This window comes from Pseudomonas sp. 5Vm1k (genome assembly GCF_056161485.1).
In genome coordinates this window covers 155,114-179,847 of record NZ_JBSPCZ010000009.1, presented here as the reverse complement: position 1 = coordinate 179,847, position 24,734 = coordinate 155,114, and the positions used below count along the sequence as shown (strand labels likewise).

Sequence of the window (24,734 nt, the reverse complement as noted above, 5' to 3'; positions counted from 1 at the left end):
TGTGGGAGCGAGCTTTTGTGGCGAGGGAGCTTGCTCCCGCTGGACTGCGAAGCAGGCCCAAAATCTTGTGAGCGCTTCGCACTCAAGCGGGAGCAAGCTCCCTCGCCACAGCAAGCCCGCTCCCACAGGGATTGTGACCAGCCGTGAGAATTACTCGAACAACGCGTCGAGCGCCTGTTCCAGGCGGGTCACCGCAATAATCTGCAACCCCGGCGGTGCTTCTTTCGGCGCGTTGCCCTTGGGCACAATGGCGCGCTTGAAGCCGTGCTTGGCGGCTTCTTTCAGGCGTTCCTGACCGCTCGGCACCGGGCGCACTTCACCCGACAAGCCGACTTCGCCAAACACCAGCAGATCATGGGGCAGCGGCCGGTTGCGCAAGCTGGACATCACCGCCGCCATCAACGCCAGGTCGGACGCGGTTTCCAACACCTTGACCCCGCCGACCACGTTGAGGAACACGTCCTGGTCGTGGGTCGGAATCCCGCCGTGACGGTGCAGCACCGCCAGCAACATGGCCAGTCGGTTCTGATCCAGCCCCAGCGTGACCCGACGCGGATTGGCCAGATGGCTGTCATCCACCAGCGCCTGCACTTCAACCAGCATCGGACGGGTGCCTTCCCACGTCGCCATGACCACACTGCCCGGGACTTCTTCCTGGGCACGCGTGAGAAAAATCGCCGAAGGATTGGAGACTTCTTTCAGCCCCTTGTCCGTCATGCCGAACACGCCGAGTTCGTTCACCGCGCCAAAACGGTTTTTCACCGCCCGCAGCAGCCGCAAACGCCCATCGGATTCGCCTTCGAAATACAGCACGGTATCAACCATGTGTTCCAAAACACGTGGCCCCGCCAATGCGCCTTCCTTGGTCACGTGGCCGACCAGGAAAATCGCCGTGCCGCTCTGCTTGGCATAGCGCACCAGCAACGCCGCACTTTCGCGCACCTGAGAAACGCCGCCGGGTGCCGATTGCAGTTGTTCGGTGAAAATCGTCTGGATCGAGTCGATCACCATGACCTTGGGCTTTTCTTGCCGGGCGGTGGCGATGATGGTTTCGATGCAGGTTTCAGTCATCACCCGCAGCTTGTCCTGAGGCAAACCGAGACGACGGGCGCGCATGGCCACTTGTTGTTGGGACTCTTCACCGGTGACGTACAGCGCCGGCATGCTCTTGGCGAGGTTGCACAAGGTTTGCAACAAAATGGTCGATTTGCCGATGCCGGGATCACCGCCGATCAACACTACCGAGCCATCCACAAGACCGCCGCCGAGCACGCGGTCGAGTTCGCTGGAGGCCGTGGAAAAACGCGGAATCTCCTCGACGCTGACTTCCGCCAGGGTGCGGATTTGCGCCTGCTGGCCGGTCCAGCCGGTGCGACCGCTAGGCGCCGCAGCCCCGCCGCTCTCGACCATGGTTTCGGTCAGCGTGTTCCAGGCCCCGCACTCGCCGCACTGGCCAGCCCACTTGGGGAAGGTTGAGCCGCACTCGGTGCAGCCGTACATGCGCTTGGCCTTGGCCATCTGAACTCCCGGCAAAAACCGCGATGATAGCGCAGCCGGACGGGATCAGCGCGGCGGCGCGTTGCGGATTTCACCGCTGGCCAGACGCGCGGCGCTATTGCCCAGCGGATCCTCGGCATTCAGGTCGGCGCCCTTGGCCTTGAGTGCATCCAGCAACTCGACACGGTTGAACAGCCCGGCGTACATCGCCGCCGTTTGCCCGGCGCCATTACGCTGATCGGGACTGCAATTGGCGGCTAGCAGGGTCCGGGCAATCTGCACTTCGCCTTTGAAGATGGCCCCCATCAGCGCCGTGTTGCCACGCTGATCCTGAGCGCAGGCATCGGCGCCGGCGGCGAGCAAACGGTCAACGGCAGCACTCTGGCCGTGATAGGCCGCCAGAATCAGCGCGGTGTAACCCTTGTTGTCACGGGTATCGAGGGAGTAGCCAGCCTCGATAAAGGTCTCGAGCATCGGTACATCGCCACGACGGGCGGCATCGAAGTAATAATCCTGCAATTGGGCTTTCAACTCGACAGGATCTTTCGACACATCTGCCGTCGGTCCGGCTAATACATTGAACGACAGGGCTGCCAGAAGCAGGGAGAGATAGAAACGCATGGACAGGCTCCTCGGTCTGACGGGGCCCCGAATGAGGCCCCGCGTTTCAGGCAAACGGGATCAGTCGGCCAGTTTGGCCGCCAGCGCCTTGACCCGGGCCAGGTCACCGTTGGCGACCTTGGTCACGCCAGTGCCATATTCCGGGTCAGCCTTATAAAGGAACGACAGCATGATGTGCTTGCTCTCGTCGTCGGTGCTGGCGAGCGAGCCACCGAAGCTGTCGATCAAATCCTGGCGTTCCTTCTGGCTGAACGAGCGATACAGATCACCGGCCTGCTTGAAGTTCTGCTCACGCTGGATCTTCGCCTGCTGGGTGCTGCCCGACAGCGCCGACTGGCTGTAGCGTGCGGTTTGCGGCTCTTCACGGGGCAGCAAACGGCTCGGCTGGTAATTTACGCCGCTGCTGCTGGCGCCACTGTTCATCGCGCCATCCTGGTTACCGTTGTTTACCGCAACCTTGGGCGCATTGATCGGCAGTTGCAGAGCATTGGGCCCCAGACGATACATTTGCGTATCGGCATACGAGAACACTCGGCCCTGTAACAAACGATCTTCCGAAGGTTCAATGCCGGGAACAAGATTGGCGGGCGCCATGGCAACTTGCTCGGTCTCCTGGAACACATTGGCTGGATTACGGTTCAAGACCATTTGTCCAACTTTTCGCTCAGGAATACCCGGCCAAATCTTGGTTGCATCCAGTGGATCGAAATCAAACTTGTACAGGTCTTGCGGATTTACAACTTGAACGTATAAGTCCCACTTCGGAAAGTCGCCCTTATTTATATGAGCCACCAGATCATTAGTCATATGACTGTAGTCTTTACCTTGGACTTTTTCGACCGCCCTGGGATCGAGATTATTAATTCCTTGTAAACTTTTCCAATGAAATTTCACATAGTGAACTTCGCCCTTGGCATTAACTAATTTATAGGCGTGAACGCCATTACCGTCCATCTCCCGATAACTGGCAGGTGTTCCGGAATTGGAATACAGCTCGGTCAGGGTGCGCGTGGCTTCCGGTACATGGGAGAAGAAATCGAAACGACGGGAATCGTCGTCAAGGTTGGTGCGCGGGTCTGGTTTGAAGGCATGCACCATGTCCGGGAATTTGATCGCGTCACGGATGAAGAAGGTCGGGAAGTTGTTGCCCACCAGGTCCCAGTTGCCGTCCGCGGTGTAGAACTTGGTGGCGAAACCGCGAGGGTCGCGCAGGGTTTCCGGGGAGTGATTGCCATGCACCACCGCCGAGAAACGCACGAACACCGGTGTGCTCTGGCCGCCGGCGAACACTTTGGCTTTGGTCAGGTCGCTGAGATCGTCGGTCACGGTGAAGGTGCCATGGGCTCCGGTGCCACGGGCATGCACCACGCGTTCAGGAATGCGCTCGCGGTCGAACCGCTGGAGTTTCTGGATCAATTGCACGTCTTGCAACAGCACCGGGCCCGTGGCGCCGGCAGTTTGCGAGTTCTGGTTGTCGCCAACGGCGGCGCCGTTATCGCGGGTCAGCGTGGCGGCATTCACGGAAAAGGACAGCAGGCTGGCGGTCAAAACGCCCAGGGCGCGGCGATGGGGAAAAACCCCGAGGCCAAGGGAAGTTGTCATAGGAGTTTCCTCTGATTTTATAAAGCGCATCCAGGTGCGCTCAACAGAGGCTAGTGACCGTCAGCCCAAAATCTAAATAGAAATGCCAAACCGGGGCGATAGCCAAAAGGTGCTGGAAGGCCCGGTCTAGAGCGGGTAAACCGCGCGCGAATGATGGCCTTTTGTAAACTTTTTGCAGATGAGCAGGTCGATAGCAGGCAATCGATGTAAGCAGTTGTGTCGAGCAGGATGCGTTTTGCTGATTTACACTGCGTTCACCAACCTCATCTGTAACAAGGAAATAACCTATGGGCGTGCTTAACGAGTTCAAGGCCTTCGCGGTCAAAGGCAATGTGGTCGATATGGCCGTCGGTATCATCATCGGCGCCGCGTTCGGCAAGATCGTCTCGTCGTTCGTTGGCGACGTGGTCATGCCGCCAATCGGCCTGCTGATCGGTGGGGTGGATTTCAGTGACCTGGCCATTACGCTCAAGGCCGCCGATGGCAACATCCCGGCGGTGGTGATGGCGTACGGCAAGTTCATCCAGAGCATGATCGACTTCGTGATCGTAGCGTTCGCGATCTTCATGGGCGTCAAGGCGATCAATCGCCTGAAACGTGAAGAGGCCGTAGCACCGACCCTGCCGCCGGTGCCGACCAAGGAAGAAGAACTGCTGAGCGAGATCCGCGATCTGCTCAAGGCTCAGAACACTCAGCCTTGAGGGCGTTATAGCAATGAAAAACGGCGCCTTCGGGGCGCCGTTTTTATTACCAATAGTTTTCTACCGCCACCTGGCCGGGTCGTCGGCTCAGGCTCAGGTTCATATCGCGCAGCTTCAGCAATTTGCGGGTGTCATCGATCATCTGCGGATTCCCACAGATCATCACTCGCGAGTGCTCGGGCGTCAGTTCCAGCCCTGCAGCCCGCTCCAGCTCGCCATTTTCGATCAGGGTGGTGATCCGGCCATTCAAGACGCCGGGAACCTGCTCGCGGGTGACCGTCGGGATAAATTGCAGTTTGTGCGCATGCTCCGCCAGGTAGTCACGCTGTGCCAGGCCCGCAATCAACTCTTGATACGCGAGCTCCCGGCCTTCGCGCGCGCTGTAGACCAGGATGATGCGTTCGAATTTTTCCCACACCTCGAAATCCTGCAGGATCGACAGGAACGGTGCCACCCCGGTGCCTGTGGATAACAACCAGAGATCGCGGCCATCGACGAACCGATCCAGGGTCAGGTAGCCCGTGGCCTGTCGTTCCACCATCAGCGTATCCCCCACTTCCAGGCGACTCAGCTCGCTGGTGAACTCGCCGCCCGGTACGACGATGGAGAAGAACTCGAGAAATTCGTCATAGGGCGAAGAGACCATGGAATACGCGCGCCACACCGTGCTGCCATCAGGCTTGGTCACACCCAGGCGAGCGAACTGCCCGGCACGAAAGCGAAAGCCCGAGTCCCGGGTGGTGCGCAGGGTGAACAGGCTCGGAGTCAGTGGCTGGACGTCGAGCAGGGTCTGGCGTGTGTATTTTTCTGCACTGGCGGTCATGGGGCACTCCATTGAACAGGTGCCCCCAGTGTCCCGCAAAGCCGTGGACTTAAACACCGGCGATTTGTAGTGGCTTTAGCAACTGCGTCTTTTTACTATTTAAATAACAATAAACTCATGATTCTGACTGATCACTAGACACATGAAACTTAACTTTTTATTCATCTAATTTTGTCTTACCCGCGTTACATGTATCAAGAATTTGTTATGCACTTCTCGCACGCCATTCATATCTAAAAAATCGGAGCGTATTTGTAGAAAATATCCTACACTCGGTCAGTGCGGGATCATTGGATCCAAAGGGCCGCCCCAGCGAAACATAAATATGGAGGACTAAAATGGAAATGTGGATGGAGTCACAATTAACGCAACTGTCCTACGCCAAAGAAATTGATATTGCCTACCAGATTTCACTTAATTTCATAAAAAATCTGGGGTATAAATTCTGTGCGTTTTCAATAACATCAAAAACAATTGGCACTCAGGACCACACCTTTAGCCGAAACAACTTTCCCCCTGGCTGGAACACCCAATACCTACAAAACAAATTCAGTGCCATAGATCCAATAGTGGCCCATTGCAACCAATCCATGTTACCGATTCTGTGGACTGAAGAGGTCTTTTCCAAAACACCTTGGCTGTGGCAAGCCTTGCAACAGGAAGGGCTTCAGCATGGTTGGTCGCAATCGATCCATGATGAGGAAAGCGGTCTGTGCAGCATTCTGAGTCTGGCTAGAAGCCATTGCCCGATTAGCGCTTATGAATTGTATGAAAATCTCGGTTTCACGGTTTTCATCAGTCGTCATCTGCACAGTCTGGTCGCCAAGACATTGCCCAAAAGCGTATCGAAACCGAGCGCACCGCATTTATCTCCCAGAGAAATCGAGGTATTGAAGCTGTCAGCCGATGGCAAGACCGCGTACGAAATCGCCAGAATCCTCAGTCTTAGCGAGCGCACTGTGAATTTCCATGTGCACCGGGCAATCGAGAAACTCGGGGTCTGCAACAAGACTGCCGCCGTAACTAAAGCAGTCAGGCATGGCGTCATTTGAAACTGTTCGATTCAAGGAAAACCTGCGGGTAATCCCATAGAAAAAAACGTACCATTTGCGATCCTTCCAGAGTGATGACGTGTGACACTTCACGACGCAGTCCACTCGGTCGTTTCTGCCCGCTACATCGCCCCTTGGCTGCGGGATACCCGTTGATTATCCAGAGCCCCCCGCCCCATGCCCTTGCTCGAAACACCTTTCGCCCAACTCGACCTGATCCGTCAGCCCGAACAGCAGAATGAACCACTGCAAGCGTTCGATGCCGCCGACGAATACCTGCTTAATCATCTGGCCGAGCAACAACCGGCGGCGGATTCTCGGGTGTTGATACTCAACGACAGTTTCGGCGCACTGGCAGCCAGCCTGGCAGGCAAGGTTCAGGTGACCAGCAGTGGCGACTCGTTCCTGGCCTTTCAAGGGCTGGAAAATAATTTGATCCGTAATGGCCAGGCGTTTGATGCGGTGCCGAGAGTGCCGGCCAGTGAAGCGCTCGTCGGGCCGTTCGACCGGGTGTTGATCCGGGTACCGAAAACCCTCGCCTTACTTGAAGAACAACTGATTCGCCTGCAAGGCCAACTGGCCCCGGGTGCCCAGGTGATTGCGGCGGCGATGGTCAAGCACCTGCCTCGTGCTGCCGGCGACTTGCTGGAGCGCTACATCGGTCCGGTACAAGCCTCGTTGGCGGTGAAGAAGGCCCGGTTGCTGATTGCCAACCCTGAACCCAAAGCCCCCATGGCCTCGCCCTACCCGTCCCGCTACCTGCTCGACGAGCCCGCGATCGAACTGCTAAACCACGCCAACGTGTTCTGCCGCGAAGGTCTGGATATCGGCACCCGGGCGTTTCTGCCGCATCTGCCGAAAAACCTCGGCGCGGCGCGGGTTGCTGACCTCGGCTGCGGCAACGGCGTGCTGGCCATCGCCAGCGCCCTGCACAACCCTGAAGCGCATTACACGCTGGTGGACGAGTCGTTCATGGCCGTGCAATCGGCCAGCGAAAACTGGCGCGCGGCGCTGGGTGAACGGGATGTAATCGTGCGGGCCGACGATGGCCTCGCCGGTCAGGAGCCACAATCCCTGGATGTGGTGCTGTGCAACCCGCCATTCCACCAGCAACAGGTAGTCGGCGACTTTCTCGCCTGGCGGATGTTCCAGCAGGCCCGCGAGGCCTTGGTGGTCGGCGGCGCGTTGTACATCGTCGGCAATCGTCACCTGGGTTATCACAGCAAGCTGGCGCGGTTGTTCCGCGGCGTCGAACAAGTGGCGGCTACACCGAAATTCGTGATTCTCAAGGCGCGCAAATAACCCGGGCAAAAAAAACCCTCCGTCAGGAGGGTTGAGGCCGTGCCACAAGGGCATCGGGATGGGAATCTCGGTGTTTCAGTGAGTGGTCAGACCCGCGGCATTCATGAACATGCGCATCAGGCTGGCCACGATAAACAGGGCCACGACACTGCCGGTCCAGATCATCGCCAGCCATCCAAGCCGCTGCCACAGCGGCTTTTTTTCGGCCTGTTCGATGTCGTGCAGGGAAGGTTTGGTGGACATGACTCAATCCTCTCTGAGGTGAATGGCGCCGGTGAGGGCGCCTTCGCGAGCAGGCTCGCTCCCACACATGGGGGGCTAGTGGTAGCCGTCTTCATGGGTAACCTTACCGCGGAACACGTAGTAGCTCCAGAAGGTGTAGCCCAGGATGAACGGGATGATAAACAGCGTGCCCACCAGCATGAAGCCCTGGCTTTGCGGCGGTGCTGCGGCGTCCCAGATCGAGATCGACGGCGGCACGATGTTCGGCCACAGGCTGATGCCCAGGCCGCTGTAGCCGAGGAAGATCAGCACCAGGGTCAGCAGGAACGGCGTGTAGTTTGCGTTGCGGGCCACGGCGCGGATCAGACCGTACATGGTCACCAGCACCAGGATCGGCACTGGCAGGAACCAGAACAGGTTCGGCAAGGTGAACCAGCGCGCCGCGATCTCGGCATGGGCCAGCGGCGTCCAGATACTGACGATACCGATCACTGCCAACACTACAAACGCCAAGGGCCGCGCCAGGTTGTGCATCTGCTCTTGCAGCTTGCCTTCGGTCTTCATGATCAGCCAGGTGCAGCCGAGCAGCGCGTAAGCCACCACCAGCGCCAAGCCGCAGAACAAGGTGAACGGTGTCAGCCAGTCCAGTGAACCACCGGCAAACTGTCGGTTAACCACCGGCAATCCATCGATAAACGCCCCCAGCGCTACACCCTGGAAGAAGGTTGCAGCCACCGAGCCACCGATGAACGCTTTGTCCCACAGATGACGTTTATCGTCCTTGGCCTTGAAGCGAAACTCGAACGCCACACCGCGGAAGATCAGCCCGATCAGCATGAAGATCAGCGGCAGGTACAGCGCCGACAACACCACCGAATAGGCCAGCGGGAAGGCGCCGAACAATGCCGCGCCGCCCAGTACCAGCCAGGTTTCGTTACCGTCCCACACCGGTGCGACGGTGTTCATCATCACGTCGCGGTCGGTCTTGCCCGGGATGAACGGAAAGAGAATCCCGATGCCCAGGTCAAAACCGTCCATAACCACGTACATCATGATGCCGAAGATGATGATCACGGCCCAGATCAGCGGAAGATCAATACCCATGACTCAAATCTCCTTGGTCAGGCTGTGGCGGTGGTCACCGTCGGTCTCATCATCGTCAGCCGCGGACAGCGGACGGGCCGGCGTGCGTTTCTGGCCAGGACCACCGTCGTTGGTTTCCTTGCCTTCGTCGATCTTCGGACCTTTACGCACCAGCCTCATCATGTAGCCCAGGCCAGCACCGAACAGCGCGAAATAGACCACGACGAACATGATCAACGTGATGCTCATCTGCATGAAGCTGTGATTGGAGGACGCATCCGCCGTACGCATCAAGCCATACACCACCCAAGGCTGACGGCCGATTTCAGTGGTGAACCAGCCCGCGAGGATCGCAATCAGACCGGACGGCCCCATCCACAACGCCAGGTACAGGAACGGTCGCGAGGTGTACAACTTGTCGCTTTTGCGCAGCCACAAGCTCCACAAACCGGTGAAGATCATCAAGAAGCCCAGGCCAACCATGACCCGGAACGACCAGAACACGATGGTCGAATTCGGCCGGTCTTCAGGCGGGAAGTCCTTGAGTGCCGGTACTTGTTTGTCCAGCGAGTGCGTGAGGATCAGGCTGCCGAGGTAAGGAATCTCGACCGCGAATTTGGTCTTTTCGGCTTTCATGTCCGGCCAGCCGAACAGGATCAGCGGGGTCGGTTCATCCCCGACGTTTTCCCAGTGACCTTCGATCGCCGCGATTTTCGCCGGCTGATGCTTGAGCGTATTGAGACCGTGGAAGTCACCGATAACTGCCTGGATGGGCGCCACGATCAACGCCATCCACATGGCCATCGAGAGCATGGTGCGGATGGCCGGGTTGTCTTTGCCGCGCAGCAAGTGCCACGCCGCCGAGGAACCGACAAAGAAAGCCGTCGCCACGAACGCCGCCGTCGCCATGTGCATCAGGCGGTAGGGGAACGACGGATTGAAGATCACCGCCAGCCAGTCCGTCGGAATGACCTGACCATTGACGATTTCGAAGCCCTGGGGGGTTTGCATCCAGCTGTTGGAGGCGAGAATCCAGAAGGTCGAGATTAGTGTGCCAATGGCCACCATCACCGTGGCAAAAAAGTGCAACTTGCGCCCGACCTTGTTCCAGCCGAACAGCATGACGCCGAGGAAACCGGCTTCGAGGAAGAATGCGGTGAGCACTTCATAGGTCAGCAGCGGCCCGGTGACGGAACCGGCGAAGTCCGAGAAGCGGCTCCAGTTGGTGCCGAACTGATAGGCCATGACCAGCCCGGAGACCACACCCATGCCGAAGTTCACGGCAAAGATCTTCGACCAGAAGTGGTACAGATCGCGGTAGGTATCGTTGTGGGTTTTGAGCCACAGGCCTTCGAGTACCGCCAGGTAACTCGCCAGGCCAATGGTGATGGCCGGGAACAGGATGTGGAACGAGATGGTGAACGCGAACTGCATCCGGGCGAGATCAAGTGCCTCCAAACCGAACATAAGTCTTCCTCTGTCAGGTAATACCGGCTGTAGGGCTTATGACCCTGCACCCACTCTGCCCCCACGGATATGGAGTGTGGCGAATTCGAATTCGTTCTTTTTTTACAAACATCACAACGTAGGGAGTCTGGCCGTTTGGCCGCCGGATCAATTCCTTGTGGGGTATTGATCTGGATCAAGCAACGTTGAAAGAGTAGTCCCATTTTTGACGATGGACGGTGTGGTCTTTTGCCGCGTGACAGGTTGCCTCATTGGTTTGGCAATCAGCAGCAACACATCTCCTGTGGGAGCGGGCTTGTTGTGGCGAGGGAGCTTGCTTCCGCTGGACTGCGAAGCAGGCCCAAAATCTTGTGAGCGCTTCGCACTCAAGCGGGAGCAAGCTCCCTCGCCACTGCAAGCTCAATAGCCACAGGTGATCGGCGCTGTGTTTTGGAGATCGGTGTCTAGCTACCTAAAATTTTTGTCAGCGCAACTTCTTGTTACAGCTTGGTGATAACCTCGACCCTCCCCTCGCTCAAGACCTGCCTTCAGATGCCCAGCCAAGCGCCCCTGCTGTTACGTCATCACCGTCCTTTCATTGCGTTCTGGCTGGCTCGGGTGTTTACCGCCAGCGGTTTTCAGATGCTCACCGTGGCCATCGGCTGGAATCTGTACCAACTGACCGGCAACGTGCTGGACCTGGGCCTGGTCGGTTTGGTTGAATTCGCCCCGCGTGTGCTGTTCATGCTGCACACCGGGCATGTCGCGGACCGTTATGACCGGCGCAAGGTCGCGGCGATCTGTCAGTCGCTGCAAGCGTTGATCGCCCTGTCATTGGCCATCGGCAGCGCCACCGATCACGTCACCCGGGAAATGATCTTCATCCTCGCCTTTCTGCTCGGCGCCGCACGCTCCTTCGAGATGCCAACCACCCAGGCCCTGTTGCCGAGCATCGTGCCCAGCGCGCTGTTCCCCCGGGCCGTCGCCGCCGCGCAATCGGCCCAACAATCGGCGACCATCGTCGCGCCTGCGCTCGGCGGTTTGCTGTATGCGTTCGGCAGCGTCTGGGTGTATGGCCCGACGGTGGTTTTGTACATCATTGCCTGTTGCTTGATGCTTAACCTGCCCGCACGGCAGACGCCGTTGAACAAAGGCAAGGCGACCATGGATTCGCTGCTGGCCGGCATCCGTTTCATTCGTAGCCGGCCGGATATTCTCGGGGCGATTTCCCTGGATCTGTTCGCCGTGCTGCTGGGAGGCGCGACGGCTCTGCTGCCAGTGTTCGCCAAGGACATATTGCTGACCGGCCCGTGGGGCCTGGGCCTGTTGCGTTCGGCGCCAGCGGTGGGAGCGTTGTTGATGTCGTTGTTCCTGGCGCGATTTGCCGTGGAACGCAAGGTCGGACGGGTGATGTTCACCGCCGTGGGTGTCTTCGGCGTGGCGACCATCGCCTTCGGCCTGTCCACTTCGTTCTGGTTCTCCCTGGCGGTGCTGGTGGTGCTGGGCGCGGCGGACATGATTAGCATGGTGATCCGCGCGTCCTTCGTGCAATTGGAAACCCCGGACGAAATGCGCGGCCGGGTCAGCGCCGTGAACGGACTGTTCATCGGCGCTTCGAACCAGTTGGGCGAATTCGAATCCGGCCTGACCGCCCATTGGTTCGGCACCGTGCCGGCCGTGGTCATGGGCGGCATCGGCACGCTGGTGGTGACCGGGACCTGGATCAAACTGTTTCCGACCCTGGCCAACCGCGACCGCATGCACGTCGCGGTCGAAGAAGCCAAGGTCTAGAGCAGCTTGTCGAGGGTGACGGGGAAGTCCCGCACCCGTTTGCCGGTGGCGTGGTAGATCGCATTGGCCACCGCCGCCGCAACCCCGACGATACCGATTTCGCCGACGCCCTTGGAACCGAGGGCGTTGACGATATCGTCATGTTCTTCGACAAACAGCACGTCAATGTCGCCGATATCAGCGTTTACCGGAATGTGGTACTCGGCCAGGCTGTGGTTCATATGCCGGCCCAACGCATGGTCGGTTTGCGTCTCCTCGTGCAGCGCCATGCCGATGCCCCACACCACGCCGCCGAGGATCTGGCTGCGGGCCATTTTCGGATTGACCACCCGGCCGGCAGCGATCGCGCTAACCACTCGACTGACCTTCACCGTGCCCAAATCCTCATCCACCAACACCTCGACGAACACCGCCGAATGGGTCGCCGTGGCGTAGGCTTCGCGTTTTTTGTCCGGCTCGGCGTCGACTTGCGCTTCAATGACGTCTTCGCCGCTGTCCCGGGCCAGATCGGCCAATTGGATACGCGCGTCACCGAATGACAGCTGTCCCTCTTCGAACACCGCCTGCTCCGAGGTCACGCCACTGAAGGCCGCCGACGTCTGCCGCGCCACGGCGAGCAGTTTTTCCTTCAAGGCTTCACACGCTTGCTGCACCGCCGTGCCGACCGACGACACCGTGAACGATCCGCCCTGCAACGGCGCTGTGGGTAATGAAGAATCGCCGAGGACAAAGGTGACGTTCTTCAGCGAAACGCCTGACGCCTGCGCGGCGATTTGCGTCATCACGGTGTAGGTTCCGGTGCCGATATCCGTGGTCGCGCTGCTGACGGTGAGTTTGCCGTTGTGATCGAGTGAGGCCTTGGCACTGGCCTTCATTTGCATAGCCTCCCAAACGCCACCGGCCATACCCCAACCGACCAACTGCCGGCCCTGGCGCATGCTGCGCGGTTCAGGATTGCGCTGCTCCCAGCCAAAACGTTTCGCGCCCTGGGCGTAACACGCGCGCAGTTCTTTGCTGGAATAGGGTTTGTCTTCGTTCTGATTGCGCTCGGAGTAGTTGAGCAGTCGCAGTTGCACCGGATCGATGGCCAGCGCGCAGGCCAGTTCGTCCATCGCACACTCCAGGCCAATCAACCCCAGCGCCGCACCCGGCGCCCGCATGTCCAACGGGGTGAACACGTCGAGTGGCAGCAATTTGTAGGTCAGTTGCACGTTGTCGCAGTGGTAGAGCATGCCGCTCCACTCCACCACATGCTCGGTGAAATCCTCGAAACGTGAAGTCTGGCCGATGGCGGTATGCGCCACCGCCAGCAAACGACCATTGGCCGCTGCGCCCAATTGCAGGCGTTGCAGGGTGCGAGGTCGATAGCCGAAAGTGAACATCTGCTGCCGCGTCAACGTTACACGTACCGAGCGTTTTAGATGCAGCGCCGCCATCACCGCCAGTGGCAGCTGATATTGCGGACGCAGGCCGGAACCGAAGGCTCCGCCGACATACGCCGCGAAAATCCTGACCTGCGCTTTCTCCAGGCCGAAGACCTTTTGCACATAGGACTGACAGTTCTGCGGGCCTTGGGTCTTGTCGTGGATATGCAGGCTGCCATCGGCCTGGTACAGCACCGTACTGGCGTGGGGTTCCATCGGGTTGTGGTGTTCGATTGGCGTGCTGTAGTTCAGATCCAGACTTATGGCCGCGCCGGCAAACTCGGCCTGAAAATTCCCACGGGGTTTGGGCAGTTTGGCGGGTGCGGGATGGGCTTCGCCTTGCAAGCTCAGGAGATCGGTCTGATGGTCCTCGGCTTCGTACTCAATCTCTAACAACGAGCCGGCATAGCGCGCCAGCTCAAGGTTGTCCGCGATGACGAGTGCCAGCGGCTGTCCGCTATACAACACGCGGTCGTTGTACAACGGGCGAAACGGCGAACCGTCAGCCGAGTCTGCGTCTTCATAGTCTTTGTCATAACTGGCGACCTTCGGGCGATTGGTGTGATCGATCACCGCGACCACACCTGGCAGCGCGAGGGCTTTGCTCGCGTCAATGCTGAGCACACGACCGCAGGCGATACGACTGGACACGACGCTGCCGTGAAGTAGGCCTTCCTCGGGAAACTCCCCGGCATAGCGCGCCTGGCCAGTGACTTTGAGATGACCGTCGACGCGGTCCAGCGGTTGCCCCATCGGTTTAGTGAACGTAGTCATCAGGCTTGCCCTCCCCGCGCGGCATCGCTCAAGGCGCGAACAATTGCCCGGCGGGCCAGTTTGACTTTGAACGCGTTGTGTTCGAGAGGCTGCGCGTTCTGCAACAAGGCGTCGGCGGCAGCGGTGAAGGTTTCGACGCTGGCCGCTTTGCCCACCAACCAACTTTCGACAGCTTCGTCGCGCCACGGCTTGTGCGCCACGCCGCCGAGAGCGAGACGTGCCTGGCGAATCACGGGGCCGGTGAAATCCAGCGCGGCGGCCACCGAAACAAGCGCGAATGCGTAGGACGCCCGGTCGCGAATCTTCAGGTAATGGCTGTGTTCGGCAAATCCGGCAGCGGGCAGTTCGATGGCGGTGATCAGCTCATCGTCGGCCAATTGGTTGTCGCGCTCGGGAGCGTCGCCCGGCAGACGGTGAAAGTCGGCGAACTCGATGGTTCTGGCGCCATTGCGACCTTGCACGTGGACCACCGCTTCCAGCGCAGCCAGTGCTACGCACATATCCGACGGATGCGTGGCGACACATTGCGCACTGGCGCCGAGGATTGCGTGAATCCGATTGAGTCCGTCCCGCGCCGGGCAGCCACTGCCGGGCTCACGCTTGTTGCACGGCACATTGGCGTCGTAGAAGTAATAGCAGCGGGTGCGTTGCAGCAGGTTGCCGCCAGTGCTGGCCATGTTGCGCAATTGCGGCGACGCGCCCGCCAGAATGGCTTGGGACAACAGTGGATAACGCTGCTCGATCACCGGGTGCCAGGCCAGGTCGGCATTGCTGACCAACGCACCGATCATCAGTCCGCCCTTGGCCGTTTCAGTGACCTCACGCAATGGCAAACCGGTGATGTCGATCAGATGCTCGGGACGGGTCAGGTTTTCCTTCATCAGGTCCAGAAGATTCGTACCGCCCGCGATGAAGCGCGACGCGGGACCGGCGAGATGAACGGCGTCCTGCACCGAATCCGGCTTGCTGTAGTGGAAAGGATTCATTGGCCACCTCCTTGGCGACAGGCGGGCAAGGCTTCTTCGATGGCATCGCGGATGTTGCTGTAGGCGCCGCAGCGGCAGAGATTGCCGCTCATCAGTTCCTGGATCTGCGCGGTGGTTTGCGCTCGACCTTCATTGACCAGCCCCACCGCCGAACAAATCTGCCCCGGCGTGCAATAGCCACATTGAAAGGCATCGTGCTTGATAAAGGCTTGCTGCATCGGATGCAGCTCATCGCCGCTGGCGAGGCCTTCGATGGTGGTCAATTCGGCACCGTCGCACATTACCGCCAAGGTCAGGCAGGCATTCACCCGCTTACCGTTGAGCAACACCGTGCAGGCGCCACACTGGCCATGGTCGCAGCCCTTTTTGGTGCCGATCAGGTCCAGTTGCTCGCGCAGTAAATCCAGCAACGTGGTCCAGGGCAGGACCTCAAGCTGACGAGCCTGGCCGTTAAGGGTCAGGCGTAACGGATGACGGGCGAACGACGGCGTCGCCGCCTCGGGAGTGGTCGCGCTCATAAACACCTCACGGTTAGTCATACATTCGCAGCGTTTTCGCAAACCGCCGTCATAAGGGGTACGACTTCGGGGGTTGGATGAGCGTTCAAAGGAATTGATATGTGGCGCAATCCGGCACAAAGCACATATTGGCCGACCAAGTGCGATACATAGATACCGCATCGAGTGTAATGTATCGCCTTACACTTCCCCCATGATCAAATCCTTTCAGCACAAAGGCCTTCGTGGCTTCTATGAAACAGGTTCGACTCGTGGGATTCGCGCAGACCATGCGAAACGTCTGGCTCGGATGCTGCAGTTCATGGACCGCGCAGTAGTGCCTGGAGACCTTGATCTTCCGGGATGGCGGCTACACCCGTTAAAGGGAGAACTGACCGAGTATTGGTCTCTCAGCGTTTCGGGGAACTGGCGAGTTATTTTTCGTTTTATTGGCTCAGATATCGAACTGGTCGACTATCTGGACTATCACTGACAGGAGGCAGGATCATGCCCATGCACAACCCGCCACACCCCGGTGAAACGCTTTTGATGGACGTGCTGCCCGAGCTGGGCATCAGTGTCACAGAACTGGCCCGCCATCTCGGATTTGCTCGGCCACATCTTTCCAGGGTGTTGCATGGCCACGCGCCGATCAGCCCGGACCTGGCGGTACGTCTGGAGCGGGCAGGCATCGGTAAAGCCCGGATGTGGCTAGGGGTTCAAATCGACTACGACCTCTGGCAGGCCGAACATCGTGAGCAACCGGTCATCGAGCCGATTGCCGTCCATGCCTGATCGGTTCTAAGCCAATAACTCCCCCGCCACCGCTGCGCGCGTGGCTTTTCCGCAGAGTTGTTCCACCAGCGCCAGTGCGAATGGCAATGCAGCGCTTGAGCCTTGGGCAGTGATGCAATTGCCATCGACCACCACCGGTTGATCGACGAAGGTGCAGCCTGACAATTGATTGCTGACCGTGGGCAGGCAGGTCATGCGTCGCTGACGCAACACACCAAAGGCTTGCAGCGCCAGCGCCGGTGCTTCTGCGATACCGGCGAACAGGCGCCCGGCGGCGGCCTGGTCCTTGATCAGTTGTTGCAGGGGTTGATGGGCCGCCAGATGTTGCGCGCCAACGGCACCGCCGGGCAGGGCAATCAGGTCGAACGGCTGGGCCAGCAGATCCACCAGCATGGCGTCGGCGGTCAGGCGAGTGCCGCGGGCGCAGGTGAGCATGCGCCGGCCTTCGATGCTGGCCACCACCACTTCTACTTGAGCGCGGCGCAGCACATCGACCAGAGTCACGCATTGCAGGTCATCGATGCCCTCGGCGAGGGTAATCAGAGCTCTAAAGGTCATGGGCACGATCCACGGGATGATCCTTAAAGCTTAGTCAGCTTTAGTGTCCCTTGTTCGCACCTGCCGTTACTTGATGTAAAGCTGCGTCGAAACCGTGTTGCCCGGCGCGTTGATCGAGGTGTTGCTGAAGGTGAATGTCCCTTCCTGCCTGTCGCCCAGGTCATAGACGTAAAGCTTTCCGACAACCCTGGTCTCGGTGCTGGTGCATTGCGTCGGGTTGCCGTTGCCGTAGGCGCAGACGCTGGTCTGCCCGCCGGCGACGCTGAAACCGTCGAGGGACGCGTGTGGTCCACGCCCGTAACCCAGCTCCAGCACATAGACCTTGATATTTGCCCCGCCGTGATCGCAGGTCGTGCGTTCTTGCCCGGCAGAAATATTTTCAATGCCGCAAGTGGCTGACTGGACCTTGAGGACCTGCACGCTGGTCAACGGCGGTGCAGACGCCGCCATAACGGCGGGCACACTGGCCAGACAGGCGAAAAACAGACCCCATGACCGAACGATGTTGCGCTTGATGCCCACGATGATGACTCCCCCAAATCAGGCGCGCAGTATGGCCCAGTTCAGCGAACGGCAAAACATCGCCGACGATCGCAGCCATTACCCCACGCGGCTGGTATGATGCGCGGCTTTTTCCGACCTACAGAAAATTCCGGGTGCCCTGGGCAGTCTGTGCTTTGCTGTTGAGGTCGATACATTCACGGCGCATTGCGCGCCACGGGGAGCGGACATGCTGGAAAGGCTGTTTCAACTCAAGGCACACAACACCAACGTGCGGACCGAGATTCTTGCGGGCGTCACAACCTTCCTGGCCATGGCCTACATTCTGTTCGTCAACCCGAGCATCCTCGGCGAGACTGGCATGGACAAGGGCGCGGTGTTTGTCGCCACGTGCCTGGCCGCGGCCTTCGGCTCGACGGTCATGGGCCTGATCGCCAACTACCCGATCGCCCTCGCGCCGGGCATGGGCCTGAACGCCTTCTTCACCTACACCGTGGTCCTGCACATGGGCCATACCTGGCAAGTGGCGCTGGGTGCAGTGTTCATTTCGGCAGTGTGCTTCTTTCTGTTGTCGATCTTCCGTATCCGCGAATGGATCATCAACAGCATCCCGCTGCCCCTGCGGTCGGCGATTGCCGCCGGTATCGGCCTATTCCTGGCGCTGATTGCCCTGCACAACGCAGGCATCGTGGTCAGCAACCCGGCAACCATGGTTGGCATCGGCGACCTGAAACAACCGGCGCCGATCCTCGCCACCCTGGGCTTTGCCCTGATCGTCGCTCTCGAAGCCCTGAAGGTTCGCGGCGCGGTCCTGATTGGCATCCTGGCGGTGACCATTGTCTCGATCGTGATGGGTTTCACCCCGTTTGGCGGCGTGATGTCGATGCCACCTTCGCTGGCCCCGACCTTCCTGCAACTGGACATCAAGGGCGCACTGGACATCGGTCTGGTCAGCGTGATCTTCGCCTTCCTGTTCGTCGACCTGTTCGACAACTCCGGCACCCTGATTGGCGTCGCCAAGCGCGCCGGCCTGATGGGCAAGGACGGCCACATGCCGAAAATGGGTCGTGCGCTGATCGCTGACAGCACCGCGGCCATGGCCGGTTCGCTGCTGGGTACCTCGACCACCACCAGCTACATCGAATCCGCAGCCGGCGTCAGTGCCGGTGGCCGCACCGGCCTGACCGCCGTGGTGGTAGCGATTCTGTTCCTGCTGGCGCTGTTCTTCTCGCCGCTGGCCGCCAGCGTTCCAGCCTTCGCCACGGCACCGGCGCTGCTGTTCGTCGCTGTACTGATGACATCCGGCCTGGCCGAAATAGACTGGGACGACATCACCGTTGCCGCACCGGTCGTGGTCACCGCCCTGGCCATGCCCTTCACCTATTCCATCGCCAACGGCATCGCCTTCGGTTTCATTTCCTGGACCGTGATCAAGTTGTTGTCCGGTCGCGCCCGTGAGCTCAACCCGGCGCTGGTGATTCTGTCGATTCTGTTTGTGATCAAGTTGGGTTGGTTCAGCGCATGACTTTTGATTCCCAGGCTTACGCCGTACAGCTCGAAGAAAAGGTCACGCGCTTGCGTGACCTGCTGGCCCCGTTCGGCGCACCAGAACCGGCGGTGTTCGACTCGCCGTTGCAAAACTTCCGCCTGCGGGCAGAATTTCGCCTGTGGCGCGAAGGCGGCGACCGTCACTACGCGATGTTTGCCCAAGACGACAAACGCACGCCGATCCTGATCGAAGAATTCCCGATCGCCAGCCTGCGCATCAACGAACTGATGCCGCAGCTCAAAGCCGCGTGGCAAGCCAGCGCCGCATTGAGCCACAAGCTTTTCCAGGTGGAGTTCCTGACCACGTTGGCCGGCGATGCAATGATCACCCTCTGCTATCACCGCCCGCTGGACGAGCACTGGCACACCGCCGCGTCGAAACTGGCGGCGGATTTGAACGTCAGCATCATCGGTCGCTCCAAGGGCAAACGCGAAGTCATCGGCCACGATTACGTGGTCGAGCAATTCGAAGTCGGCGGCCGTACCTTCAGCTACCGCCAACCGGAAGGCGCATTCACCCAGCCCAACGGCACCGTGAACCAGAAGATGCTGAACTGGGCTTACGATGCCTTGGGCGATCGCACCGACGACTTGCTGGAGCTGTATTGCGGCAACGGCAACTTCACCCTGCCCCTCGCCACCCGCGCACGCAAAGCGCTGGCCACCGAGATCAGCAAGAGCTCGGTCAACGCGGCGTTGAGCAACCTCAGCGAAAACGCTGTGGATAACGTCACGTTGGTGCGTTTGTCCGCCGAAGAATTGACCGAAGCCTTGAACGAGGTGCGGCCGTTCCGACGCCTGCATGGCATCGACCTCAAGAGCTACGAATTCGGCAGTGTGTTCGTCGACCCGCCGCGCGCCGGCATGGACCCGGACACCTGCGAACTGACCCGACGCTTCGACAACATTCTGTACATTTCCTGCAACCCGGAAACCTTGGCCGCCAACATCGCCCAACTGCACGACACCCATCGCATTACCCAATGCGCGATGTTCGACCAATTCCCGTGGACCCATCACATGGAATCCGGGGTGTTGTTGACCCGGCGTTGATTGCAGATGCCAGATACAAATCAGCCGTCTTGATGACGGCTTTTTTGTGGGTGCTGCTTATTGGACGACTTCGACCTTGCGCGGGCGACCGCCCTTTTTACCGTTAGCCCGGGCAGCTTCAGCCTTGGCGGCGCTACTTTGGCGACCATTGCGCGAGGAAATGACCGAGGCTGCCATATTCATCAGGGGCTTGCTGGCGGAAATCATCCCGGCGATGGAGACGTGCAGGTCCTTCTCCTCATGACAAAGTGCAGTGCCGGAGAGACCTACTTTCAGATCGGCATAATCCTCGGCTTCGAAACCATCGAATTCCGAGAAGAGCTTCACCGGTAATAACACGCCAGTTCCGTCCTCGAAGCGGATCGTCAGGCACGCCTCCTGAAACGTCACCGCCGTCGCCAGCACACCACTTTTGTGGCGCAGTCGCCCCCGCTCAATGGCTTCGTCCAGTACCGCTTCAGTCACTGGCCGATCCACCTGCAGTTTTGCCGATATGGTTTTCATAATTCGATCTCCACGCCCTCCTGTGCGCCTATCAGCGCCAGCAGGGTCTTGTTTTCCTCAGGCTCGTAACACGACGAGCCAATCATGTAGGTCGTGCTGGCGAGCCGCTTCATCACCACGACTTCGTTGCTCTCCCAGTCCCACAACTGATTGTCGAGGCAGGCAGTGTGCAACGTGTCCCACCAGATGCCCCGCGCCCTGCGCAAGTGGGCCGGTTGCCTGAGGGCATGGCGCAATCCCTCCAGCACCGCCACCGGCGGGCGGCGCGAGTACGGCACCACATCCCAAAGCTCGACAGCGTTGTGCCAGAAGCTGAACTTGAAGCGCGCACTCCATGTACCGCCGTCCACATGGGCGTGCGGCGGGCAATGCTCATCGCGCAACATGATCACCATTGAAAATCCTTTGTAGCTGAGTAATCTCATGCTAACCCATCCGTTAGGTTAATGAATCGTAAGACTCGACATTCCTTGGCATTCCGATAACTGGCGCTGACTTCCCCAAATCAGCCACCTGAACTGAGCCTAGCTTTCGAGACAACGGCTGCCCTGCCCGCTACGCCGGAAAATGGTAAGCAATCCTTTCGTAGTAACAGGCTGTATTAATGCGCGAGCATTTGATAAATACAGAGCTCGAGCCTTCATTTGATCCCCGGCGTAATCAATCATGCAGCGACACTTCGACGATCTTCAGCTCGGCAGCATCGAGCTGTTTTGCCTGGCCGCCGAAGCCGGCAGCTTCACCGCTGCCGCACTGGTCGCCGGGGTGACGCCGGCTGCCGTGAGCCGTTCGGTATCGCGCATGGAGGAACGCCTGGCGGTGCGGTTGTTCGCCCGCACCACCCGTAGTGTCAAGCTGACCGACAGTGGTCGCCGTTATTACGAGGAGTGTCGTCAGGCGTTGGCGCAATTGGTTGAAGCGCAAAGGGAGGTCATGGGCCAGCAACAGGAACCGTCCGGCACCTTGCGTATCAGTATTCCTACGACGTATGCCCATCACCGGATCTTGCCGTTGCTGCCGGCGTTTCGGGCGCGGTTTCCAGCGGTGAAGGTCGAGACGCACATCAGCAATCGCAATATCGATTTCGTTGGCGAAGGCTATGACATGGCGATCCGTGTGCGGGCGATTCCGGACTCGGGTTTGATCGCCCGGCACCTGGAAGACGCGGCGCTGGTGATGATTGCCAGCCCCGGTTACCTGAGGCGCGCCGGGGTGCCGCAAACCCTGGATGATCTCCCGCAGCACGAATGTATTCAGTACGAATTGCCCAGCAGCGGACGGCGGATTGCCTGGCTGTTCAACGACAACGGCGAGCCGCGGGAGATTCTCGCTGAGGGCAATCTCAGTTGTTCCGACGATGTGCTGGGCGGCGTGACCCTGGCGAAACACGGTGCGGGGTTGTTTCAGACTTATCGCTTTATCGTCGAAAACGAGTTGGCCGATAGCTCGCTGGTGGAGGTGCTCAAACCGTATGGTGGACGCTCGCGGCCCTTCACTCTGCTTTATCCGCAGAGTCGGCATGTGCCGTTGCGGCTGAGGGCGTTTATCGATTTTCTGGTCGAGCGTTTGCCTCGTTAAAAGATCGCAGCCTTCGGCAACTCCTGCACTGGTTTGCGTACACCTGTAAGAGCTGCCGAAGGCTGCGATCTTTTTCTTATGTCCGATCACCGCACACAAAAATCCGCCACATCGCCTCTGCAATTGACCAAAGTAACTGGTTAGTACAATTTATCTCCACAGGCTGAAACCTACAGCCAATGCCAAAAATAATAAGTGGAGAAACCCGATGCCCCCTATCGTTCTGGTGCTCAACGGCCCGAACCTGAACCTGCTCGGCACCCGTGAACCGGCGACCTACGGCCACGAAACCCTGGCGGACATTTCCGCGCTGTGTGGTCGCGCCGCCGAGGAGTTCGGCCTGGCGGTGGAGTTTCGCCAGACCAACCATGAAGGCGAATTGCTCGACTGGATTCACGCCGCTCGCGGCCGCTGTGCCGGGATCGTCATCAACCCGGCGGCCTGGACTCACACCTCTGTCGCGATCCGCGATGCGTTGGTCGCCAGCGAATTGCCGGTTATCGAAGTTCACCTGTCCAACGTTCACGCCCGCGAACCCTTTCGCCACCACTCCTTTGTCTCGGCCATCGCCACGGCAGTGATGGCCGGTTTCGGCAGCCACGGCTATCGTCTGGCGCTGGAGCATTTCAGCCAACGTTTGAAGGGGTGAGCACCGTGACACAACACAACGTGGTATTGGCCGGGCTGATCGGCGCTGGCATCCAGGCCTCGCGCACCCCTGCTTTACATGAGCATGAAGGCGATGCCCAAGGTCTGCGCTACCTCTATCGCCTGATTGACCTTGACCAGTTGCAGCTCGACAGCAATGCCCTACCCGACCTGCTGATGGCCGCCGAACGCATGAACTTCACCGGGCTGAACATCACCTTCCCGTGCAAGCAGGCCATCATCCCGCTGCTCGACGAATTGTCCCCGGAGGCTCGGGGCATTGGTGCGGTCAACACGGTGGTGCTGAAGGATGGAAAGCGCATCGGTCACAACACTGACTGCCTGGGCTTTGCCGAAGGTTTTCGCCGGGGCTTGAAGGACGTTGCCCGTGAGCGTGTCGTCCAAATGGGTGCCGGTGGCGCAGGTGCGGCAGTGGCCCACGCGTTGCTCAGCGAAGGCGTCCGGCAACTCAGCATTTTCGATGTGGATGACAGCCGGGCGCAGGCGCTGGCAAACAACCTCAATCAGCATTTCGGTGCTGGCCGAGCCGTGGCCGGGCATGATCTGGCGAGCACCTTGGCGGCGGCTGATGGCTTGGTGAACACCACGCCCATGGGCATGAAAAAGCTGCCGGGTATGCCGGTGCCGGTGGAGTTGCTTAGGACTGAGTTGTGGGTGGCGGAGATTGTTTACTTCCCGCTGGAAACCGAACTGCTACACAACGCCCGGGCCTTGGGTTGCCGGACGCTGGATGGCGGCACCATGGCGGTGTTCCAAGCGGTGAAGGCGTTTGAATTGTTCAGTGGGGTGGTGCCGGATGCGCAGCGGATGCTGGCGCATTTTCAAAGCATGAATGGGTGAAGATCAAAAGATCGCAGCCTTCGGCAGCTCCTACAGGATTTGTGTCGTGCCAATATCGTGCGGCACACATCGAACCTGTAGGAGCGAGGCTTGCCCGCGAAGGCGTCAGGCCTGCAAATATCGCAAAACCGACTCGCAAATCATCGCGCGATGACGCTGCTTGACGGCTTCATCCGGCAAGTCGATCTGAAAGATCTCGCCAAACGTATGACGGTTCGACACGCGATAGAAGCAGAACGAACTGATCAGCAAGTGCACATCCAGCGGCTCCAGACCTGCCCGGAACACACCCTCTTCAGCCCCGCGACGCAGGATCTCATTCAGTGAATCGAGGATGGTGTTGTTCATCGCCTTGATCGCATCGGAACGCTTCACATACTCGGCGTTGTGAATATTCTCGATGCTGACGATGCGCACGAAATCAACATTGCGGTCATGGTGATCAAAGGTGAATTCCACCAGCCGACGAATCGCCTCCACCGGCGCCAGTTCGGCCAGGTGCAGACGATTTTCGGTGCTGCGGATATCGCCGTAGAGTTTCTCCAGCACCTCGACGTAGAGCTGTTCCTTACTGCCGAAGTAGTAATAGATCATGCGTTTGGAGGTGTGGATGCGCTCGGCGATCGCATCAACGCGAGCGCCGGATAGCCCTTGCTGGACGAACTCGACAATCGCCTCTTGAAGGATATTCTCGCGGGTCTTTTCCGGGTTGTTCTTGCGACTCTTGCGAGGCTCCACAAGTGGTTCGTCGGAGGCTACGGGGAGTTCTGAAGTTATTGTCATTGCGGGCTCACGGCCATCACTGCACAGGCTGGCGATTATGGGCCGCGTCGCACAGTGAAGGAAGCCGCGCGGCCGCGGTTTAAT

At 59.3% G+C, this 24,734-nt stretch carries 26 protein-coding genes; 11 read left to right on the top strand and 15 right to left on the bottom strand.

All coding sequences use genetic code 11. The features are described from left to right. Positions 1-150: 150 nt before the first annotated feature. The 3 genes from radA to katB are packed head-to-tail and all read right to left on the bottom strand — an operon-like array spanning position 151 to position 3,720. Positions 151-1,518 (bottom strand): DNA repair protein RadA, encoded by a 1,368-nt coding sequence (gene radA / locus ACWIKB_RS19220; protein ID WP_054051427.1) that lies wholly within the window; start codon positions 1,516-1,518, stop codon positions 151-153. Positions 1,519-1,563: 45 nt separating this feature from the next. Continuing rightward, on the bottom strand, positions 1,564-2,118 hold the full coding sequence (locus ACWIKB_RS19215) for an ankyrin repeat domain-containing protein (protein ID WP_475268862.1): 555 nt from the start codon (positions 2,116-2,118) through the stop codon (positions 1,564-1,566). Positions 2,119-2,178: 60 nt separating this feature from the next. Next, the gene (gene katB / locus ACWIKB_RS19210; protein ID WP_475268861.1) at positions 2,179-3,720 is read right to left on the bottom strand and encodes a catalase KatB; all 1,542 of its coding nucleotides are present in this window, start codon (positions 3,718-3,720) and stop codon (positions 2,179-2,181) included. Between the two features lie 287 nt (positions 3,721-4,007). On the opposite strand from katB, the gene mscL reads away from it, so the two are divergent. Then, the gene (gene mscL, locus ACWIKB_RS19205) at positions 4,008-4,421 is read left to right on the top strand and encodes a large-conductance mechanosensitive channel protein MscL (protein ID WP_475268860.1); all 414 of its coding nucleotides are present in this window, start codon (positions 4,008-4,010) and stop codon (positions 4,419-4,421) included. Positions 4,422-4,467: 46 nt separating this feature from the next. On the opposite strand, the gene ACWIKB_RS19200 is transcribed toward mscL, so the two are convergent. Next, positions 4,468-5,244: a ferredoxin--NADP reductase gene (locus tag ACWIKB_RS19200; protein WP_475268858.1), complete on the bottom strand. Its 777-nt coding sequence runs from the start codon at positions 5,242-5,244 to the stop codon at positions 4,468-4,470. Between the two features lie 338 nt (positions 5,245-5,582). Between ACWIKB_RS19200 and ACWIKB_RS19195 the strand changes: the two genes are divergently transcribed. Continuing rightward, positions 5,583-6,296, top strand: coding sequence for an autoinducer binding domain-containing protein (locus tag ACWIKB_RS19195; protein ID WP_475268857.1), 714 nt, complete (start codon positions 5,583-5,585; stop codon positions 6,294-6,296). A gap of 177 nt (positions 6,297-6,473) precedes the next feature. Continuing rightward, positions 6,474-7,598, top strand: a complete 1,125-nt coding sequence (locus ACWIKB_RS19190) for a methyltransferase (RefSeq protein WP_475268855.1) — start codon at positions 6,474-6,476, stop codon at positions 7,596-7,598. A 75-nt stretch (positions 7,599-7,673) separates the two neighbouring features. On the opposite strand, the gene ACWIKB_RS19185 is transcribed toward ACWIKB_RS19190, so the two are convergent. The 3 genes from ACWIKB_RS19185 to ACWIKB_RS19175 form a co-directional block, all read right to left on the bottom strand. Further along, positions 7,674-7,841, bottom strand: coding sequence for a DUF2474 domain-containing protein (locus tag ACWIKB_RS19185; RefSeq protein WP_082356715.1), 168 nt, complete (start codon positions 7,839-7,841; stop codon positions 7,674-7,676). A gap of 75 nt (positions 7,842-7,916) precedes the next feature. Continuing rightward, entirely contained in the window at positions 7,917-8,924 is a 1,008-nt protein-coding gene (gene cydB / locus ACWIKB_RS19180) for a cytochrome d ubiquinol oxidase subunit II (protein WP_475268853.1), read from the bottom strand. A 3-nt stretch (positions 8,925-8,927) separates the two neighbouring features. After that, a complete protein-coding gene (locus ACWIKB_RS19175) occupies positions 8,928-10,370 on the bottom strand; it encodes a cytochrome ubiquinol oxidase subunit I (RefSeq protein WP_475268851.1) in 1,443 nt (480 codons plus the stop codon). A 531-nt stretch (positions 10,371-10,901) separates the two neighbouring features. Between ACWIKB_RS19175 and ACWIKB_RS19170 the strand changes: the two genes are divergently transcribed. Further along, positions 10,902-12,140, top strand: a complete 1,239-nt coding sequence (locus tag ACWIKB_RS19170) for an MFS transporter (RefSeq protein WP_475268849.1) — start codon at positions 10,902-10,904, stop codon at positions 12,138-12,140. Here the strand turns inward: ACWIKB_RS19170 and ACWIKB_RS19165 are convergent. From ACWIKB_RS19165 to ACWIKB_RS19155, 3 genes are read right to left on the bottom strand one after another with little or no spacing between them, the layout of a single operon-like run. Next, positions 12,137-14,338: a xanthine dehydrogenase family protein molybdopterin-binding subunit gene (locus tag ACWIKB_RS19165; protein WP_475268848.1), complete on the bottom strand. Its 2,202-nt coding sequence runs from the start codon at positions 14,336-14,338 to the stop codon at positions 12,137-12,139. The two genes, ACWIKB_RS19170 and ACWIKB_RS19165, sit on opposite strands and share 4 nt — an antisense overlap. Continuing rightward, positions 14,338-15,324: an FAD binding domain-containing protein gene (locus tag ACWIKB_RS19160; RefSeq protein ID WP_475268846.1), complete on the bottom strand. Its 987-nt coding sequence runs from the start codon at positions 15,322-15,324 to the stop codon at positions 14,338-14,340. Before ACWIKB_RS19160 ends, ACWIKB_RS19165 begins: the two co-directional genes overlap by 1 nt. Beyond that, on the bottom strand, positions 15,321-15,842 hold the full coding sequence (locus tag ACWIKB_RS19155) for a (2Fe-2S)-binding protein (protein ID WP_475268844.1): 522 nt from the start codon (positions 15,840-15,842) through the stop codon (positions 15,321-15,323). Before ACWIKB_RS19155 ends, ACWIKB_RS19160 begins: the two co-directional genes overlap by 4 nt. A 193-nt stretch (positions 15,843-16,035) precedes the next feature. On the opposite strand from ACWIKB_RS19155, the gene ACWIKB_RS19150 reads away from it, so the two are divergent. Next, on the top strand, positions 16,036-16,314 hold the full coding sequence (locus tag ACWIKB_RS19150; RefSeq protein WP_475268843.1) for a type II toxin-antitoxin system RelE/ParE family toxin: 279 nt from the start codon (positions 16,036-16,038) through the stop codon (positions 16,312-16,314). Positions 16,315-16,328: 14 nt separating this feature from the next. Further along, entirely contained in the window at positions 16,329-16,616 is a 288-nt protein-coding gene (locus ACWIKB_RS19145; RefSeq protein WP_054051454.1) for a HigA family addiction module antitoxin, read from the top strand. Positions 16,617-16,622: 6 nt separating this feature from the next. On the opposite strand, the gene ACWIKB_RS19140 is transcribed toward ACWIKB_RS19145, so the two are convergent. Then, positions 16,623-17,174 carry a DJ-1 family glyoxalase III gene (locus ACWIKB_RS19140; protein ID WP_475268841.1) on the bottom strand — a complete coding sequence of 184 codons (552 nt, stop codon included), beginning with the start codon at positions 17,172-17,174 and terminating at the stop codon, positions 16,623-16,625. A gap of 66 nt (positions 17,175-17,240) precedes the next feature. Then, positions 17,241-17,690 carry a DUF4879 domain-containing protein gene (locus ACWIKB_RS19135; RefSeq protein ID WP_475268943.1) on the bottom strand — a complete coding sequence of 150 codons (450 nt, stop codon included), beginning with the start codon at positions 17,688-17,690 and terminating at the stop codon, positions 17,241-17,243. Between the two features lie 214 nt (positions 17,691-17,904). On the opposite strand from ACWIKB_RS19135, the gene ACWIKB_RS19130 reads away from it, so the two are divergent. Next, positions 17,905-19,200, top strand: a complete 1,296-nt coding sequence (locus ACWIKB_RS19130) for an NCS2 family permease (protein ID WP_475268840.1) — start codon at positions 17,905-17,907, stop codon at positions 19,198-19,200. Continuing rightward, complete coding sequence (trmA, locus tag ACWIKB_RS19125; RefSeq protein ID WP_475268838.1) at positions 19,197-20,276, top strand: tRNA (uridine(54)-C5)-methyltransferase TrmA; 1,080 nt, start codon at positions 19,197-19,199, stop codon at positions 20,274-20,276. Before ACWIKB_RS19130 ends, trmA begins: the two co-directional genes overlap by 4 nt. A gap of 57 nt (positions 20,277-20,333) precedes the next feature. Here the strand turns inward: trmA and ACWIKB_RS19120 are convergent, their stop codons facing one another. After that, positions 20,334-20,780: a DUF2442 domain-containing protein gene (locus ACWIKB_RS19120; protein WP_475268836.1), complete on the bottom strand. Its 447-nt coding sequence runs from the start codon at positions 20,778-20,780 to the stop codon at positions 20,334-20,336. Further along, complete coding sequence (locus tag ACWIKB_RS19115) at positions 20,777-21,205, bottom strand: DUF4160 domain-containing protein (RefSeq protein ID WP_475268834.1); 429 nt, start codon at positions 21,203-21,205, stop codon at positions 20,777-20,779. The genes ACWIKB_RS19120 and ACWIKB_RS19115 overlap by 4 nt, the downstream gene beginning before the upstream one ends. 241 nt (positions 21,206-21,446) lie before the next feature. Here ACWIKB_RS19115 and ACWIKB_RS19110 point away from each other — a divergent pair, with 241 nt between their 5' ends. From ACWIKB_RS19110 to ACWIKB_RS19100, 3 genes are all read left to right on the top strand, one after another. After that, positions 21,447-22,358 (top strand): LysR family transcriptional regulator, encoded by a 912-nt coding sequence (locus ACWIKB_RS19110; RefSeq protein WP_475268832.1) that lies wholly within the window; start codon positions 21,447-21,449, stop codon positions 22,356-22,358. Positions 22,359-22,566: 208 nt separating this feature from the next. Further along, positions 22,567-23,007, top strand: a complete 441-nt coding sequence (aroQ, locus tag ACWIKB_RS19105; RefSeq protein ID WP_008084592.1) for a type II 3-dehydroquinate dehydratase — start codon at positions 22,567-22,569, stop codon at positions 23,005-23,007. A gap of 5 nt (positions 23,008-23,012) precedes the next feature. After that, a complete protein-coding gene (locus tag ACWIKB_RS19100) occupies positions 23,013-23,867 on the top strand; it encodes a shikimate dehydrogenase (protein ID WP_475268830.1) in 855 nt (284 codons plus the stop codon). Between the two features lie 105 nt (positions 23,868-23,972). Here the strand turns inward: ACWIKB_RS19100 and ACWIKB_RS19095 are convergent, their stop codons facing one another. Beyond that, positions 23,973-24,650 carry a TetR/AcrR family transcriptional regulator gene (locus tag ACWIKB_RS19095; protein WP_475268828.1) on the bottom strand — a complete coding sequence of 226 codons (678 nt, stop codon included), beginning with the start codon at positions 24,648-24,650 and terminating at the stop codon, positions 23,973-23,975. Between the last annotated feature and the right edge of the window lie 84 nt (positions 24,651-24,734).

Bases quoted from the DNA above. Each gene is read 5' to 3' on its own strand.
- radA (WP_054051427.1), bottom strand. From the start codon at position 1,518: ATGGCCAAGGCCAAGCGCATGTACGGCTGCACCGAGTGCGGCTCAACC.
- ACWIKB_RS19215 (WP_475268862.1), bottom strand. From the start codon at position 2,118: ATGCGTTTCTATCTCTCCCTGCTTCTGGCAGCCCTGTCGTTCAATGTA.
- katB (WP_475268861.1), bottom strand. From the start codon at position 3,720: ATGACAACTTCCCTTGGCCTCGGGGTTTTTCCCCATCGCCGCGCCCTG.
- mscL (WP_475268860.1), top strand. From the start codon at position 4,008: ATGGGCGTGCTTAACGAGTTCAAGGCCTTCGCGGTCAAAGGCAATGTG.
- ACWIKB_RS19200 (WP_475268858.1), bottom strand. From the start codon at position 5,244: ATGACCGCCAGTGCAGAAAAATACACACGCCAGACCCTGCTCGACGTC.
- ACWIKB_RS19195 (WP_475268857.1), top strand. From the start codon at position 5,583: ATGGAAATGTGGATGGAGTCACAATTAACGCAACTGTCCTACGCCAAA.
- ACWIKB_RS19190 (WP_475268855.1), top strand. From the start codon at position 6,474: ATGCCCTTGCTCGAAACACCTTTCGCCCAACTCGACCTGATCCGTCAG.
- ACWIKB_RS19185 (WP_082356715.1), bottom strand. From the start codon at position 7,841: ATGTCCACCAAACCTTCCCTGCACGACATCGAACAGGCCGAAAAAAAG.
- cydB (WP_475268853.1), bottom strand. From the start codon at position 8,924: ATGGGTATTGATCTTCCGCTGATCTGGGCCGTGATCATCATCTTCGGC.
- ACWIKB_RS19175 (WP_475268851.1), bottom strand. From the start codon at position 10,370: ATGTTCGGTTTGGAGGCACTTGATCTCGCCCGGATGCAGTTCGCGTTC.
- ACWIKB_RS19170 (WP_475268849.1), top strand. From the start codon at position 10,902: ATGCCCAGCCAAGCGCCCCTGCTGTTACGTCATCACCGTCCTTTCATT.
- ACWIKB_RS19165 (WP_475268848.1), bottom strand. From the start codon at position 14,338: ATGACTACGTTCACTAAACCGATGGGGCAACCGCTGGACCGCGTCGAC.
- ACWIKB_RS19160 (WP_475268846.1), bottom strand. From the start codon at position 15,324: ATGAATCCTTTCCACTACAGCAAGCCGGATTCGGTGCAGGACGCCGTT.
- ACWIKB_RS19155 (WP_475268844.1), bottom strand. From the start codon at position 15,842: ATGAGCGCGACCACTCCCGAGGCGGCGACGCCGTCGTTCGCCCGTCAT.
- ACWIKB_RS19150 (WP_475268843.1), top strand. From the start codon at position 16,036: ATGATCAAATCCTTTCAGCACAAAGGCCTTCGTGGCTTCTATGAAACA.
- ACWIKB_RS19145 (WP_054051454.1), top strand. From the start codon at position 16,329: ATGCCCATGCACAACCCGCCACACCCCGGTGAAACGCTTTTGATGGAC.
- ACWIKB_RS19140 (WP_475268841.1), bottom strand. From the start codon at position 17,174: ATGACCTTTAGAGCTCTGATTACCCTCGCCGAGGGCATCGATGACCTG.
- ACWIKB_RS19130 (WP_475268840.1), top strand. From the start codon at position 17,905: ATGCTGGAAAGGCTGTTTCAACTCAAGGCACACAACACCAACGTGCGG.
- trmA (WP_475268838.1), top strand. From the start codon at position 19,197: ATGACTTTTGATTCCCAGGCTTACGCCGTACAGCTCGAAGAAAAGGTC.
- ACWIKB_RS19120 (WP_475268836.1), bottom strand. From the start codon at position 20,780: ATGAAAACCATATCGGCAAAACTGCAGGTGGATCGGCCAGTGACTGAA.
- ACWIKB_RS19115 (WP_475268834.1), bottom strand. From the start codon at position 21,205: ATGAGATTACTCAGCTACAAAGGATTTTCAATGGTGATCATGTTGCGC.
- ACWIKB_RS19110 (WP_475268832.1), top strand. From the start codon at position 21,447: ATGCAGCGACACTTCGACGATCTTCAGCTCGGCAGCATCGAGCTGTTT.
- aroQ (WP_008084592.1), top strand. From the start codon at position 22,567: ATGCCCCCTATCGTTCTGGTGCTCAACGGCCCGAACCTGAACCTGCTC.
- ACWIKB_RS19095 (WP_475268828.1), bottom strand. From the start codon at position 24,650: ATGACAATAACTTCAGAACTCCCCGTAGCCTCCGACGAACCACTTGTG.